Source organism: Stenotrophomonas maltophilia (assembly GCF_006970445.1).
Lineage (GTDB): Bacteria > Pseudomonadota > Gammaproteobacteria > Xanthomonadales > Xanthomonadaceae > Stenotrophomonas > Stenotrophomonas maltophilia_AU.
This window is the reverse complement of record NZ_CP033877.1, coordinates 2,941,899-2,955,419: the sequence shown is the minus strand read 5'-3', so window position 1 is coordinate 2,955,419 and position 13,521 is coordinate 2,941,899. Positions and strand designations below refer to the sequence as shown.

At 67.7% G+C, this 13,521-nt stretch carries 12 protein-coding genes; 5 read left to right on the top strand and 7 right to left on the bottom strand.

The annotated features are described in order from the left end of the window. Positions 1-96: 96 nt before the first annotated feature. Positions 97-3,381, bottom strand: a complete 3,285-nt coding sequence (locus EGM71_RS13640; RefSeq protein ID WP_188485350.1) for an Rne/Rng family ribonuclease — start codon at positions 3,379-3,381, stop codon at positions 97-99. A gap of 407 nt (positions 3,382-3,788) precedes the next feature. Here EGM71_RS13640 and EGM71_RS13635 point away from each other — a divergent pair, with 407 nt between their 5' ends. Continuing rightward, the gene (locus EGM71_RS13635) at positions 3,789-4,763 is read left to right on the top strand and encodes an RluA family pseudouridine synthase (RefSeq protein WP_188485349.1); all 975 of its coding nucleotides are present in this window, start codon (positions 3,789-3,791) and stop codon (positions 4,761-4,763) included. Positions 4,764-4,850: 87 nt separating this feature from the next. On the opposite strand, the gene zupT is transcribed toward EGM71_RS13635, so the two are convergent. From zupT to EGM71_RS13620, 3 genes are all read right to left on the bottom strand, one after another. Continuing rightward, positions 4,851-5,660 carry a zinc transporter ZupT gene (gene zupT / locus EGM71_RS13630; RefSeq protein WP_014037815.1) on the bottom strand — a complete coding sequence of 270 codons (810 nt, stop codon included), beginning with the start codon at positions 5,658-5,660 and terminating at the stop codon, positions 4,851-4,853. A gap of 98 nt (positions 5,661-5,758) precedes the next feature. Then, complete coding sequence (locus tag EGM71_RS13625; RefSeq protein ID WP_049429105.1) at positions 5,759-6,175, bottom strand: energy transducer TonB; 417 nt, start codon at positions 6,173-6,175, stop codon at positions 5,759-5,761. Continuing rightward, entirely contained in the window at positions 6,172-6,522 is a 351-nt protein-coding gene (locus EGM71_RS13620; RefSeq protein ID WP_100440645.1) for a 4a-hydroxytetrahydrobiopterin dehydratase, read from the bottom strand. Before EGM71_RS13620 ends, EGM71_RS13625 begins: the two co-directional genes overlap by 4 nt. 90 nt (positions 6,523-6,612) lie before the next feature. Here EGM71_RS13620 and EGM71_RS13615 point away from each other — a divergent pair, with 90 nt between their 5' ends. Next, positions 6,613-7,212, top strand: a complete 600-nt coding sequence (locus EGM71_RS13615) for an NfuA family Fe-S biogenesis protein (protein WP_188485348.1) — start codon at positions 6,613-6,615, stop codon at positions 7,210-7,212. Between the two features lie 10 nt (positions 7,213-7,222). After that, on the top strand, positions 7,223-8,983 hold the full coding sequence (locus tag EGM71_RS13610) for a hypothetical protein (protein WP_188485347.1): 1,761 nt from the start codon (positions 7,223-7,225) through the stop codon (positions 8,981-8,983). Between the two features lie 132 nt (positions 8,984-9,115). Here the strand turns inward: EGM71_RS13610 and EGM71_RS13605 are convergent, their stop codons facing one another. Beyond that, positions 9,116-9,529 carry a barstar family protein gene (locus EGM71_RS13605; protein WP_188485346.1) on the bottom strand — a complete coding sequence of 138 codons (414 nt, stop codon included), beginning with the start codon at positions 9,527-9,529 and terminating at the stop codon, positions 9,116-9,118. Continuing rightward, entirely contained in the window at positions 9,529-9,981 is a 453-nt protein-coding gene (locus EGM71_RS13600; protein ID WP_014037810.1) for a ribonuclease domain-containing protein, read from the bottom strand. Before EGM71_RS13600 ends, EGM71_RS13605 begins: the two co-directional genes overlap by 1 nt. Positions 9,982-10,200: 219 nt before the next feature. On the opposite strand from EGM71_RS13600, the gene EGM71_RS13595 reads away from it, so the two are divergent. Continuing rightward, complete coding sequence (locus EGM71_RS13595; protein ID WP_005410310.1) at positions 10,201-10,812, top strand: superoxide dismutase; 612 nt, start codon at positions 10,201-10,203, stop codon at positions 10,810-10,812. Positions 10,813-10,943: 131 nt separating this feature from the next. Here EGM71_RS13595 and EGM71_RS13590 read toward each other — a convergent pair whose 3' ends face one another. Beyond that, positions 10,944-11,789: an endonuclease/exonuclease/phosphatase family protein gene (locus EGM71_RS13590; RefSeq protein ID WP_188485345.1), complete on the bottom strand. Its 846-nt coding sequence runs from the start codon at positions 11,787-11,789 to the stop codon at positions 10,944-10,946. 162 nt (positions 11,790-11,951) lie between these two features. On the opposite strand from EGM71_RS13590, the gene EGM71_RS13585 reads away from it, so the two are divergent. After that, positions 11,952-13,517, top strand: a complete 1,566-nt coding sequence (locus EGM71_RS13585) for an oligopeptide:H+ symporter (protein WP_188485344.1) — start codon at positions 11,952-11,954, stop codon at positions 13,515-13,517. The last annotated feature ends 4 nt before the right edge of the window (positions 13,518-13,521 follow it).

Sequence of the window (13,521 nt, the reverse complement as noted above, 5' to 3'; positions counted from 1 at the left end):
GCCTCTACCAGAGCGCTGCACGCGCCCGGGGCACAAACAAAAACGGCGGGGATCATCGATCCCCGCCGTTTCGTTTTCTACGCGATCAAGGCGAGATCAGTTCGCCGGCGGCGTGCGCTTGGCGGCGTCTTCGTCTTCTTCGTCGGCCTTGGCTTCGGCGGCCTGCGCGGCGGAGTCGGCGTGGCCATCGGCAACCGGATCGATCGACGGTGTCACCACCGCCTCGGCAACCGGGGCCGCAGCTTCCACCGGCACGGTTTCAACCGCCACCGGAGCGACCGGCTGTTCGGCGACCGGCGCGGTCTCGACGACCGGCTTGGCTTCAACCGCGGGAGCGGCCTCCACCACCGGGGCAGCCTCAACGACCTGCGGCTGGGCTTCAACCACCGGGGCCGCTGCAACAACCTCCGGCTTCGATTCCACGACCGGAGCAGCCTCGACCACGACCGGCTTCACGTCGACCACCGGAGTGGCTTCAACGGCCGGGGCAGCCTCAACCACGACCGGCTTCGCTTCGACCACCGGGGCCGCAGCCACCACCGGCTGGCCCGGGGTCGCAGCGTCAATGGCATCGAGCATGCTGGTCTGCACCGGCGAAGATGCCGGTTCGGCCTTGTCCGCGGTTTCGATCGGGGCCTGTACCTCGGCCACGATCGGCGCCGCGACATCGACCACGGCGCTGCTCACCACCGCGACCGGCGCGGCGACAATAGCGGCGGCGGCACGGACCGGCTTTTCGGCTTCGGCAGCGGTCGGTTCGGCTTCGTCATCGAAATCGAATTCCGGCTGCGAACGGGCCGGTTGCGCAGCAGCGACGGGCGCGGTCCCTGCAGCGCTGTGGGAGCCCGGCTCGGCGACATCAGCAACATCGGCGTCATCACTGTCGTCCGCGTCGTCCTGGTCATCGCCCAGGCCATCGTTGCCGGCAGCGTTCTCGGCGCCACCACGACGACGGCGACGGCCACCACGACGGCCGCGGCGGCGGCGGGTCGCGCCTTCACCGGCCTGATCGCCGTTGGCGTCGAGCGCAGCATCTTCACCGGCCACGACAATCCCTTCGGCCTCGCTGCCGGCGTTGGCAGCGGTGTCGACCGGTGAAGCGGCTTCCGCGGGAGCCGAGGCTGCCGGTGCAACCGGAGCCGCCGGCGCAATGGCTTCCTGTGCGGTCACGACGTTGGCAGCGACGGCCGTAGCTGCCACGGCTGCGGCCGCGGTCACGGCCTCGGCCGGTGCCTCGGCGGCGCTGCGCTGCGGCTTCTCGGCCGGCTTGTCACCGTCCTGCTGCTGGCGCGGCTGCTTGGGCTGCTTCAGCTTCGGCTGCTGCGGGTTCTGGTTCTGGCCCTGCTGCTCGTTGCGCGGCTTGTTCTGCTGCTGCGGCTGCTGCTGGCCATCCTTCTGCTGCGGCTCTTTCTGCTTGCCCTGCTGCGGCTGCTGCTGGGCATTGCCGTTGTTGCCATTGCGGCCGTCCTTGCGCTGCTCACCGCGGTCCTTGCGGTTGCCGCCGTCCTTCTGCTGCTGCGCGTTGCCGTTGCCGCCGTTGCCACGGCTGTCGTCGCGACGGTCCTTGCGGTCCTTGTTGCGATCCTTGTTGCGGTCCTTGCGGCCACCGTCCTGCTGCTGGCGCGCCGCCGGGGCGGCCGGAGCCGGAGCGGGTGCCGGCTCGCCACCGAACACGCGCTTGAGCCAACCGATCACGCCGCCGCTCGGGGCCGGCGCCACCGGCGCTGCCACGACCGGAGCCGGAGCGGCTGCGGCCGGCTGCGCTTCCTCGCGCACCGGGGCGGGGGAGGTGTGCTTGACCTGGGTCACCGCCGGCGGCGGGATGTTCAGCTGGCCCTTGGTCAGGGCGTGCACCGGCAGCTTGCGCGGGGTGCCGCGCTGGTAGCTGGGCTTGTTGCTCTCTTCACCCAGCTCGTTCTCGCGCAGGCGGGTGACGGTGTAGTGCGGGGTGTGCAGCTGCTCGTCAGCGACGATCACGATCGGCGCTTCGTGGCGCTGCTCGATCTCGCGCAGGGCGCTGCGCTTCTCGTTCAACAGGTAATTGGCGATCTCCACCGGGGCCTGGACCAGCACCTGCCCGGTGTTCTCCTTCATCGCATGCTCTTCGGCGACGCGGATGATCGACAGCGACAGCGACTCGACGCTGCGCATGCGGCCGTGGCCGTCGCAACGCGGGCAGACGATCTGGCTGGATTCACCCAGGCTCGGGCGCAGGCGCTGGCGGCTCATTTCCAGCAGGCCGAAGCGTGAGATGCGGCCGACCTGGACGCGGGCGCGGTCGTACTTCAGCGCGTTGGCCAGGCGGTTCTCCACCTCGCGCTGGTGCTTGTTGGAGGCCATGTCGATGAAATCGATCACCACCAGGCCGCCCAGGTCGCGCAGGCGCAGCTGGCGGGCCACTTCCTCGGCCGCTTCCAGGTTGGTCTGGAACGCGGTGTCCTCGATGTCGCTGCCCTTGGTGGCGCGCGAGGAGTTCACGTCGACCGCGGTCAGCGCTTCGGTCTGGTCGACCACGATCGAGCCGCCCGACGGCAGGCGCACGTTGCGCTCGTAGGCACCTTCGATCTGCGACTCGATCTGGAAGCGGTTGAACAGCGGGATGTCGTCCTTGTAGTGCTTGAGCTTGCGCAGGGTCTGCGGCATCACCTGCTGCATGAACTCGCGGGCGTGCTCGTACATCTCCTCGGTGTCCACCAGGATCTCGCCGATGTCGGCGCGCAGGTAGTCACGCAGGGCGCGCACGATCAGGCGCGATTCCTGGTAGATCAGGAACGGGGCTGGCTTGCTCAGTGCGGCTTCGGCGATGGCGCGCCAGACATTGAGCAGGTAGTCCAGATCCCACTGCAGCTCTTCCGCATCGCGGCCGACGCCGGCGGTACGGATGATCACGCCCATGTCGTCAGGGATGTTCAGCTTGTCCAGGGCATCCTTCAGCGCGGCCCGGTCTTCACCTTCGATGCGACGGGAGACACCGCCGGCGCTGGGCGAGTTCGGCATCAGCACCATGTAACGGCCGGCCAGCGAGATGAACGTGGTCAGGGCGGCGCCCTTGTTGCCACGCTCTTCCTTGTCGACCTGGACGACGATCTCCTGGCCTTCCTTCAGCAGTTCGCGGATGCCGGCCTTGTTGTGGTCGACGCCGGCCTGGAAGTAATCGCGGGAGATTTCCTTCAGCGGCAGGAAGCCATGGCGGCCGCCACCGTATTCAACGAAGGCCGCTTCCAGCGAGGGCTCGATGCGGAAGATCCGGCCCTTGTAGATGTTGGACTTCTTCTGTTCCTTCGACGGCTGTTCGATGTCGATGTCATACAACGACTGGCCATCCACGATGGCAACACGCAGCTCTTCAGCCTGCGTGGCGTTGATCAGCATTCGCTTCATTGTTGCGTTCCTCGCAAGCGGCTACCGCGCGGAACGCCATGGGGTTTCGCCTCTGGACACGGCTCGCCGCCCATTCGCGCAAGCGCGGGGAGGGCGGCTTGGGTTTCCAGCGCTACGACACCACGGCAGGCCGCGGGAGCGCTTCACTCTTATGGGTTTTGGGGTGTTACAGGCCGCAGGCAGCTGTCAGCCAGGCTGGAGCGCCACGCGGGACATGTTCAGCACGGTTGCGTGTCAGGCATCCGGCGATGGCCGGGAAGGCCGGTGAGCCGCTAACATGGCCGCCCCGCGGGCGGTGGTCGCGCACTGTGCCGGATTCGTCGGAAGCTGGGCTTCTGGCCCTGAGTAACTTCCAACGAAATCAATCCCTTATCTCGCCCCCCGAGTGTAACAGAATAAACAGCCTGATGACTGCCCAAGACCCCACCAAGCCCGCTGGCGACAAGCCTTCCGTGCGCATGATCACCGTTCCCGCCGACCGCGCCGGCCAGCGCCTGGACAACTTCCTGCTGGGCCAGCTGAAGGGCGCCCCGCGCAGCCTGGTCTACAAGCTCGTGCGCAGCGGCCAGGTACGGGTGAACGGCGGCCGCGCCAAGGCCGAACGCAAGCTGGAGGCGGGTGATGAGGTGCGTGTGCCACCCGTTCGTCTCAATGAGGAAGGAGACAAGGCCGGTCCGCCGGAGGCGTTCATGCGCCGCCTGGAGCAGGCCATCGTCTTCGAGGACGCCCGCCTGCTGGCCCTGAACAAGCCGTCCGGCGTGGCCAGCCATGGTGGCAGCGGCATCAGCTTCGGCGCCATCGAGACCCTGCGTGCCCTGCGCCCGGGGCAGACCCTGGAGCTCGTCCACCGGCTGGATCGCGACACCTCGGGCCTGTTGATCGTGGCCAAGAAGCGCTCAGCGCTGAGCGAACTGCAGGCGCTGCTGCGTGAAGACCACGGCGCCGGCATCCGCAAGCGCTACCTGACCCTGCTGGCCGGGCGCATGCCCGACGGGGTGATGACGGTCGACGCGCCACTGCACGTGGGCCTGCGCCAGGGCGGCGAACGCCACGTACAGGTCAATGCGATCGGCAAGGAATCGATCAGCCACTTCCGGGTGCTGGAGCGCCGCGGTGGTCATTCGTACTGCGAGGTGCGCATCGAGACCGGTCGTACCCACCAGATCCGCGTGCACGCCCAGCATCTGGGGCATCCGGTGGCCGGTGACGACAAATACGGCGATCCTGCGGTCAACAAGCGGCTTCGTGAGCAGATCGGGCTGAAGCGCCTGTTCCTGCATGCGGCGTCGCTGGAGTTCGCGCTGGACGCGGGCAAGAGTCCATACGTGTTGAACGCGCCGCTGGCCGACGAGCTGATCGAGGCGCTGGATCGCCTGCGCTGACAATGACCGGGTAGCGCCGGGGCATGCCCGGCCGCTGCCTTGTCTGGGTAGATCCACGCCATGCGTGGATGCGCCCTTCTGGGCCGTTCACCACTTGAACAGCACCAGGCTGATCGCCAGCGTGCCCATGCCGGCCACCAGCCCGTAAACCGTCTCGTGGCCCTTCGCATAGCGCTTGGCCGCCGGCAGCAGCTCATCCAGCGCCAGGAACACCATCACGCCGGCGATCAGCCCGAACACCCAACCGAAGGTGGCGTGCGACAGTGATCCGGACAGCAGCCAGTAGCCAAGCGCCGCGCCCACCGGTTCGGCCAGGCCCGACAGCAGGCTGGCACTGAATGCATAGAACTTGTTCTGGGTGGCGAAGTACACCGGCACCGCGATCGCGATGCCCTCCGGAATGTTGTGGATGGCGATGGCGAAGGCCAGCGGCATGCCCACCGACGGGCTTTCCAGCGTCGCGAAGAACGTTGCCAGCCCTTCCGGGAAATTGTGCGCGGTGATCGCGATCGAGGTCAGCAGGGCGACGCGCTTCAGGTACTCGCGGCTGTTCTCGCGGAACGCCGGGTCCTGCTTGTCCAGGCTGTCATGCGGGTTCGGAATGAAGTGGTCGATCAGCACGATCACGATCACGCCCAGCAGGAAGGCCAGGGTGCCGTAGGTGAAGCCGGTGCGCTCGCCATAGGCCAGTGCGAACGAGGCAATGGACTTGTTGAGGATCTCCGACAGCGATACGTAGACCATCGCGCCGCCAGCGAAGGCCAGGCCGAAGGCCAGCAGGCGCGGGTTGGGGCGGCGCGAGAACAGCACCAGCAGGCTGCCGATCGCGGTGGCCAGGCCGGCCGCGAGAGTGACGGCCAGCGCGATCCAGATGTTTTCGGGGGGAATCTGCAGCATCTACCGACGCGGTCCTGGTCAACAGACAACCGCCCCGGTCAGGGCCGGGGCGGCGAGGGCGAGGCGGGCGTCGGCTGGCCTCGTCGGGGTGCGCGCGATCAGCCGCCGCGGCGCAGGCGTTCTTCGATGGCGAAGCACTGGTCTGGCTTCGGCTGCGGCGGGTTGAAGCTGACCGGTACCTGGATGGTGGCCGGCACCGGCTGGCCGTTGCGGGTGGCGGCATTGAACTGCCAGCCCTGCACGGCGGTCTTGGCCAGTTCGTCCAGCTGCGGGTTGCCGGCGCCGGTGAGCAGGGCAACCTCGCTCGGCTTGCCGTCGGTGCCGATGGTCACCTTGAAGGTGCTGGTGCCACCCACGCCCATGCAGGCCAGCTCAAGCGGGTACTGCGGCGGCGGCGTCTTCACCGCTGCGACTTCGGTCGGTGCGGGCGGTGGTGGTGCCGGCGGTTCGGACGCGCCACAGCCGGCCAGGCCGGTCGCAGCGATCAGGGACAGGCTCAGCAAACGTACGTTCATGGCAGTTGCTCCGTCAGGGCCGAAGTCTTTGCCGCGCAGATGAAGTCGTTCTCGCTCAGGCCACCCACGTCGTGGGTGGAGAAGCGCACGACCGCGCGGTCGTAGTGCACGCCCAGGTCCGGATGGTGGTCCTCGCGGTGGGCAATCCAGGCCAGCGCGTTCACGAAGGCCATGGTGGCGTAGTAATCCTTGAAGCGGAAGGTGCGCAACAGGGCCTGCCCCCCCTCGCTCAGCTCCCAGCCGGGAATCTGCGGCAGCAGTTCGGCCAGGCGGGCTTCGCCGAGCTTGTGGTCGCTGCCTTTGCGCGGCACGCAACGGGCCTGGGCCAGTGGAATCAGGTCGGCCATGGGAATCTCCACCTCGTGTTGACTGAACAATGCGCCGGACGGTGTATAAACCGAATGAGCGGCTGACGCTTACTTGGCTAGAATAGCCTGATGATCCAGATCTCCGACACTGCCCAGACCCATTTCCGCAAGTTGATCGAACGCGAGGGCGTGCCCGGCATGGGCGTGCGCCTGAGCGCGGTCGACCCCGGTACCCCGCGCGCCGATGCCCGGCTGGAATTCGCCGAACCGACCGACCTGCTCGGTGACGAGTGGGCGGTGGACTGCGATGGTTTCACCCTCTATGTCGATTCCGGCAGCGTTGGCTGGCTCGATGGCGCCGAGATCGACATTGTCGCCGGCACCGCCGGTGCCCAGCAGCTGACCATCAAGGCGCCGCGCATCAAGGGTGAAGCGCCCGGCGATGCGGCCTCGCTGGTCGAGCGCGTGCACTGGGTGGTGGAGAACGAAGTCAATCCGCAGCTGGCCTCGCATGGCGGCAAGGTGGCCGTGCAGGAAGTCTCGTCCGACGGCGTGGTGCTGCTGCGCTTCGGTGGTGGCTGCCAGGGCTGCGGCATGGCCGACGTGACGCTCAAGCAGGGCATTGAAAAGACCCTGATGGGCCGCGTGCCGGGCGTGACCGCCGTGCGCGACGCGACCGACCACGACAGCGGCCACGCGCCGTACATTCCGCGCGGCAACGTCGCCTGATCGCTGACGCGTGCCTCTGACCCGGGCCGAGCAACTCATTGACCTGCTGCTGGCGCGCCAGCAGCCCCGCGCCGTCCTCGAGAAGACTACGCGCCTGCCCTATGGCTGGGCGCTGTGGCTGCGCTCGCTGGCGCCGCTGCAGCGGCCGTTCCATGCCCGCGACGTGATCGCAGTTTTCCTGCCGCGCCCGCTGCCCGGCCCGCCAGGCCAGTCGCCGCGGCTGTCGCCGTGGCAGGCGCTGCGCCGTTTGTTCTGGCAGGACTGGGACGCTGCGCCGCGCGACCAGCGCTGGATGCGCTGGACCTCGGTACTGGTCAGCGCACTGCTGCACCTGCTGTTCTTCGTGCTGCTGCTGTGGGTGGCGGTGATCCGCACCACCGCGCCGGAAGAAGAGGGTGCCGAGGGCGAGCGCGTGCAGGTGGAGTTCGTCGGCCGCGCCACCCAGGAAGGCGGTGGCGATCAACCGGGCGCCGAAGCGGCTGCGGCTGCGGCGGCGGGTCGGGTTGCGACGGGCCAGGAAGCGGGCGCTGCCACGGCCCCTGCACCACGTCCGGTCGCTGCCGAAGCCACCGCCTCATCCCCTGCATCCGCGCCGACCGCCAGCGTTCCACCGCCACCGGCCGAAGCCGAGCCGGCGCCGGTTGCCGCGCCGCCGCCTTCACCGGTCCAGGCCACCGAAGTGGCACAGGCCAGCACCGATTTCGTGGTGCCGCCGGTCAGCGTGCCGCGCACCGAAGTCAGCGTCGTGCCACGTGACAGCACGCCCAGCGTGCGCGAGCGCAGCGTGCAACCGGTGCAGGCGCCGCCGACACCGACCCAGGTGCGCAGTCCGGAGCTGGCCGTGCGCACGCCACAGGTGCGTGACATCCAGGTGCGCGAACGCGAAGTCAGCACGGTCGATGCGCCAGTCGCGCCACAGCCGCTGCGCAGCGCCGAAATGCAGGTGCGCGTGCCGCAGCAGGACGTGCGGGTACGCGAACGTGAAGTGCAGGCCGTGGCCGATCCGCAGGTGCGGATGGCGGCGGTGGCCGGGCGTGAGCCCGCCGTGCGTGCGCCGACTGGCCGTGATGTGCAGGTGCGGGAACGCGAAGTGGCCTCGGCACCTGCCGCGGCACCGGCATCCTCCAGTGGCAGTGCCACGGCGGCGCCTGCGACCGCGGCCCATGGCAGCGCGACGCAGGCGAGCAGCAGCACGCGTCCGTCGGCATCCAGCAGCACACCGGCAAACGCGGGAGCGCGTCCGGCACCCAATCCAGGCAACTGGGCCACGCCTGCCAAGGGCGACGACTGGGGTTCCTCCAGGCGCAACCGCGACGGAGCCAGCAGTGGCGCCCGCCAGGCCAGCACTACCGGCAAGGGCGATGGCCTGTTCAATGCCGATGGCAGCGTGCGCGTGCCCGGCCAGGAAGGTGATGGCCATGCCGAGCGCGGTGCGCCCGGTGGGGCAAACGACGGCTGGAGCAAGGAGCGCATTGCGCAATCCGGCACGTGGCTGAAGCGCCCGCCCTACGACTACACGCCCACCTCGTTCGACAAGTACTGGGTGCCGCAGGAATCGTTGCTGGCCGAATGGGTGCGCAAGGGCGTCAAGGCGATGGAGATTCCGTTGCCGGGCACCAACTCGAAGATCTCCTGCGTCATTTCGATCCTGCAGGCCGGTGGCGGCTGCGGCCTGACCAACCCCAACATGCAGGATCAGCCGGCCGTGGCACGACCGCCGCCGGACATCCCGTTCAAGAAGGAACTGCAGGAAGACAACGGGAGCCGCTAGGACGGCACATCCACGCATGGCGTGGATCTACTGTGCATTCAACTGCGCCGGGTAGATCCACGCCATGCGTGGATGATCCATGCGGGGACACGCCCATGCCGACCAAGGTCGGCCTCTACCAGGGCGTTGCCCTTACGCGCTCTGCGACAGGAATACCCAGAACGGGACGTCGCGGCCGACCCAGTCGCGGCTGGTTTCGTCCATCACGTCCAGCAGGGTGTCGAAGTCCTTCTGCGCGCCGGCGCGCAGCGCATCCACGTCGGCCAGGAACAGCGCGTAGCCGTTGGCCGGCAGCCATTGCAGGTCGCGCAGGTTGTCCGACAGTGCATCCCAGTTGCCGCCGAAACCGGCCGGGAAATCCAGCTGTGCGGCCAGCCGGGCGAGCAGGGTGCGCTTGTCCGCCACGCTCTCCAGGTCGATGCGGATCACCTTCAGGCCGGCATCGCGCATCGCAGCGGCCAGTGCGTCGATGTCGCCGCTGTCTATGGCATAGACGCCAGCATTGTTGATGTCGTGCAGGCCAAGGCCGAAATCATCGTGGCTCATCACTGCGCTCCCTGGGCCGGTACGGTGAAGCTGCGGAATGACGCGTAATGGTCATCGGTGTAGTACCACGCTTCCGGCGGATCGCCGCCGGTGACGATGCGGCGCGTGCCGCGGGTGCGCGCGCCGGGGGTATCGACGGTGTATTCGCGGTAGTAGCCGCGTGCGCGCTGCGGCAGTTGCTGCTCGCGGTTGCCGAACGTGCTGCCGTCCTGCCGGTGCGGGAACGGGCCGCCACGCTGGATCAGCGCGATGGTCGCGCGTGCTTCGGCGGGCAGGAACGCGGGAAGTCCGCTGTCCTTGCCGGGCGAGGCGGTGGCCGGCGCGCGCGCGGCGGGCGTGCCCTGCAGATCGGGCGCGAACTGTGGCGCCGGCGGCCGCTGCAGGAAATGGTTGGCGACCAGGCCGAGCAGCAGCAGGGCGATGGCGGTGATCAGCAGCCGGGGGTTGCGCATGGGCAGGGGCGGGCGAGGGTGGTGGACGCACTGTAGCGCCTGCGCGCTGCATGGTGTATGAGGAGGGCGCCGCGTCACTGCTGCGTAACAATTGCCGTCGTGCTCACTGGCAGGACGCAATTTCCTTTACATCCCCCTTGGTAATCTGGCGGTCTGTCCCCATCATTCACCGCGCACCGCCCGACATCGTCGGGTGCCCTCGCAATCAGGAGATGCATCATGGCCTACACCCTGCCCAAGCTGTCCTACGCCTACGACGCGCTGGAGCCGCATATCGATGCGGCGACGATGGAAATCCATCACACCAAGCATCACCAGACCTACATCAACAACGTCAACGCGGCGCTGGAAGGCACCGAGTACGCTGACCTGCCGGTCGAAGAGCTGGTGAAGAAGCTCAAGTCGCTGCCGGAGAACCTGCAGGGCCCGGTGCGCAACAACGGTGGTGGCCATGCCAACCACTCGCTGTTCTGGACCGTGATGGCCCCGAACGCTGGTGGCAACCCGGTGGGCGACGTGGCCAAGGCCATCGACAAGGACCTGGGCGGTTTCGACAAGTTCAAGGATGCCTTCACCAAGGCGGCGCTGACCCGTTTCGGCAGCGGCTGGGCGTGGCTGAGCGTGACCCCGGACAAGAAGGTCGTGGTCGAGAGCACCGGCAACCAGGACAGCCCGCTGATGGAAGGCAACACCCCCATCCTCGGCCTGGACGTGTGGGAACACGCGTACTACCTGAAGTACCAGAACCGCCGTCCGGAATACATCGGCGCGTTCTTCAACGTCATCGACTGGAATGAAGTCGAGCGCCGTTACCAGGAAGCGATCGCCTGATCGCGTGACGGGATGAAGTGAGAAGGCCGGGGGAGACCCCGGCCTTTTCTGTTGCAGCAGTCACTCGGTAGTGCCGGCCGCTGGCCGGCAACCGTGTGGTGCCGGGGGAGCCGGCCAGCAGCCGGCACTACCTATTCCGCGGTGGCCGTATCGCCCTGCAGGCGCAGGGTTGCCATCACGCCCAGGCGCAGCCCGGGCAGGTCGCCGTCGGCCGGCAGCAGGACCGGCTGCTGGCGGATGCCGCCGAAGTGCTTGACCTGGAACAGCACATCCAGGCCATGGCCGCTGCTGCCACCGCCACTGGCCGCCGGTGCCTCGGCGCGGCCGCCGGGATTGCGCCGGGCCGGCTGGAATCCGGGGGTGCTGCGCACCAGTTCCACCGTGTTGGCCGAGAAATCGCCAGCAATCAGGCTGGGCATGCCTTCGGCGGTGGCGCCGATCCAGGTCATCAGGTCGCTGGTCTGGTGCTGGCGCGCGGTGGCCTCGTCCGGGTCCGGGCGCAGCCGCGCCACATAGATGTTGACCAGCGCCTCGCCCAGCTTCAGGCGCATCATGCCGGCCGCACTGAAGGTGCCGGGAGGGTGCAGCAGGGTCACACCGTCCTCGCTGACCGGCAGCCGGGTCAGCATCGCATTGCCATGCCGCAGTGGCTGGCTGGGCGGGTCGGCGGTGACGAAGTCGCAGCTGTAGCGCAGCCGGCTGGCCAGCCAGCAGGCCGGATTGCGGCCCTGCTGCTGCAGCACCTGCTGCACCGAGATCACGTCCGGCTGCAGTTCGGTCAGCAGTTGTGCAACCTGCTCGCGGCGCTGCTTCCATTGCGCGTCATCGCGGCTGGGCAGTTCCAGCGCGGCCACGGTCAGCTGTCGGGGCTCGCTCTCACTGGCGGCGGCCGGCGCCTGCGGGCGTGCCTGTGCCTGCAACGCCAGCAGCAGCACGAAACAGCTGAGCAGGAGGCGGGCGTAGGCGAGGGGGCGCATAACGATAAGTTTACGCTTTTGTCGTGCAGGTTCCGTGACTTCCGGCAGGGCCAGGACGGCCTGCCATGGATTGGCACCGTTGTCATGCAGCCCTGCAGCGTGCTTCGCAAGCCCCGGTTCCGGTAACCTTGCGCCTTTCGCTTTGCAGGAATGCCTTACAGGATGAGCCACGACGCAGTTGCCCCCATCGCCGGCCAGGGAAGGATGCCGCGCCAGATTCCGTACATCATCGGCAATGAGGCCTGCGAACGGTTCAGTTTCTACGGGATGCGCAACATCCTGGTGCAGTTCCTGATCACCTCGCTGCTGCTGCAGGAAATCACTGCAGAAGGCCGTGCCGGTGAAGCCAAGGACATCATGCACAGCTTCATGATCGGCGTGTATTTCTTCCCGCTGCTCGGTGGCTGGCTGGCTGACAAGTTCTTCGGCAAGTACCACACCATCCTCTGGTTCAGCCTGGTCTACTGCGCCGGCCACTTGTGCCTGGCGCTGTTCGAGAACAGCCGCGAGGGCTTCTTCCTCGGCCTGGGCCTGATCGCGCTCGGTGCCGGCGGCATCAAGCCGCTGGTGGCTTCGTTCATGGGTGACCAGTTCGACCAGAGCAACAAGCACCTGGCCAAGATCGTCTTCGACGCCTTCTACTGGATCATCAACTTCGGCTCGCTGTTCGCGTCGCTGCTGATCCCGCTGGTGCTGAAGAACTGGGGCCCGCAGTGGGCGTTCGGCATCCCGGGCATCCTGATGTTCATCGCGACCTTCGTGTTCTGGCTGGGCCGCAAGCGCTACGTGCTGGTGCCACTGCCGCCGAAGGACCCGCATTCGTTCGCCAACGTGGTGCGTACCGCGCTGACCGCACGCGTGGCAGGCCAGGGCCGCCCGGGCCTGGTGATCGCCGTGCTCGGCCTGGTGCTGGCAGTGGCCTCGTTCGGCCTGGTCGGTTCGCTGGGCATCGTGATCTGCCTGTGCCTGGCGCTGGTGGCCATCCTCGCCGGCATCGGTGGCGGTACCTGGCTGCAGCTGGACCGTGCCCGTGGCCAGCATCCGGCCGAGGCCGTGGAAGGCGTGCGCTCGGTGCTGCGCGTGCTGGTGATCTTCGCGCTGACCACGCCGTTCTTCTCGCTGTTCGACCAGAAGGCCTCGACCTGGGTCCTGCAGGGCCAGCAGATGCAGATGCCGAGCTGGTTCACCGCCTCGCAGATGCAGGCGCTGAACCCGCTGCTGGTGATGATCCTGATTCCGTTCAACAACCTGGTGCTGTACCCGGCCCTGCGCCGCTTCGGCTTCGAGCCGACCGCGCTGCGCCGCATGACCGCCGGCATCGCCTTCAGTGGCCTGGCCTGGATCGTGGTCGGCGGCATCCAGGTGGTGATGGACGGCGGCAACGCCATGTCGATCTTCTGGCAGATGCTGCCGTACGCGCTGCTGACCTTCGGTGAGGTGCTGGTCTCGGCCACCGGCCTGGAGTTCGCCTACAGCCAGGCGCCGCAGGCGATGAAGGGCGTGGTGATGAGCTTCTGGAACCTGACCACCACCATCGGCAACCTGTGGGTGCTGCTGTCCAACGCCGCCGTGCGCAACGACACCGTCACCCACCAGATCGCCGGCACGGGCCTGAGCGAGGCGGCGTTCCTGATGTTCTTCTTCGCCGGTTTCGCCTTTGTCGCGGCGTTGGCCTTCGGTTGGTATGCGAAACGCTATCGTATGGTCGACAACTACCGTAGCGCCTGAGCCT

Bases quoted from the DNA above. Each gene is read 5' to 3' on its own strand.
- EGM71_RS13640 (WP_188485350.1), bottom strand. From the start codon at position 3,381: ATGAAGCGAATGCTGATCAACGCCACGCAGGCTGAAGAGCTGCGTGTT.
- EGM71_RS13635 (WP_188485349.1), top strand. From the start codon at position 3,789: ATGACTGCCCAAGACCCCACCAAGCCCGCTGGCGACAAGCCTTCCGTG.
- zupT (WP_014037815.1), bottom strand. From the start codon at position 5,660: ATGCTGCAGATTCCCCCCGAAAACATCTGGATCGCGCTGGCCGTCACT.
- EGM71_RS13625 (WP_049429105.1), bottom strand. From the start codon at position 6,175: ATGAACGTACGTTTGCTGAGCCTGTCCCTGATCGCTGCGACCGGCCTG.
- EGM71_RS13620 (WP_100440645.1), bottom strand. From the start codon at position 6,522: ATGGCCGACCTGATTCCACTGGCCCAGGCCCGTTGCGTGCCGCGCAAA.
- EGM71_RS13615 (WP_188485348.1), top strand. From the start codon at position 6,613: ATGATCCAGATCTCCGACACTGCCCAGACCCATTTCCGCAAGTTGATC.
- EGM71_RS13605 (WP_188485346.1), bottom strand. From the start codon at position 9,529: ATGAGCCACGATGATTTCGGCCTTGGCCTGCACGACATCAACAATGCT.
- EGM71_RS13600 (WP_014037810.1), bottom strand. From the start codon at position 9,981: ATGCGCAACCCCCGGCTGCTGATCACCGCCATCGCCCTGCTGCTGCTC.
- EGM71_RS13595 (WP_005410310.1), top strand. From the start codon at position 10,201: ATGGCCTACACCCTGCCCAAGCTGTCCTACGCCTACGACGCGCTGGAG.
- EGM71_RS13590 (WP_188485345.1), bottom strand. From the start codon at position 11,789: ATGCGCCCCCTCGCCTACGCCCGCCTCCTGCTCAGCTGTTTCGTGCTG.
- EGM71_RS13585 (WP_188485344.1), top strand. From the start codon at position 11,952: ATGAGCCACGACGCAGTTGCCCCCATCGCCGGCCAGGGAAGGATGCCG.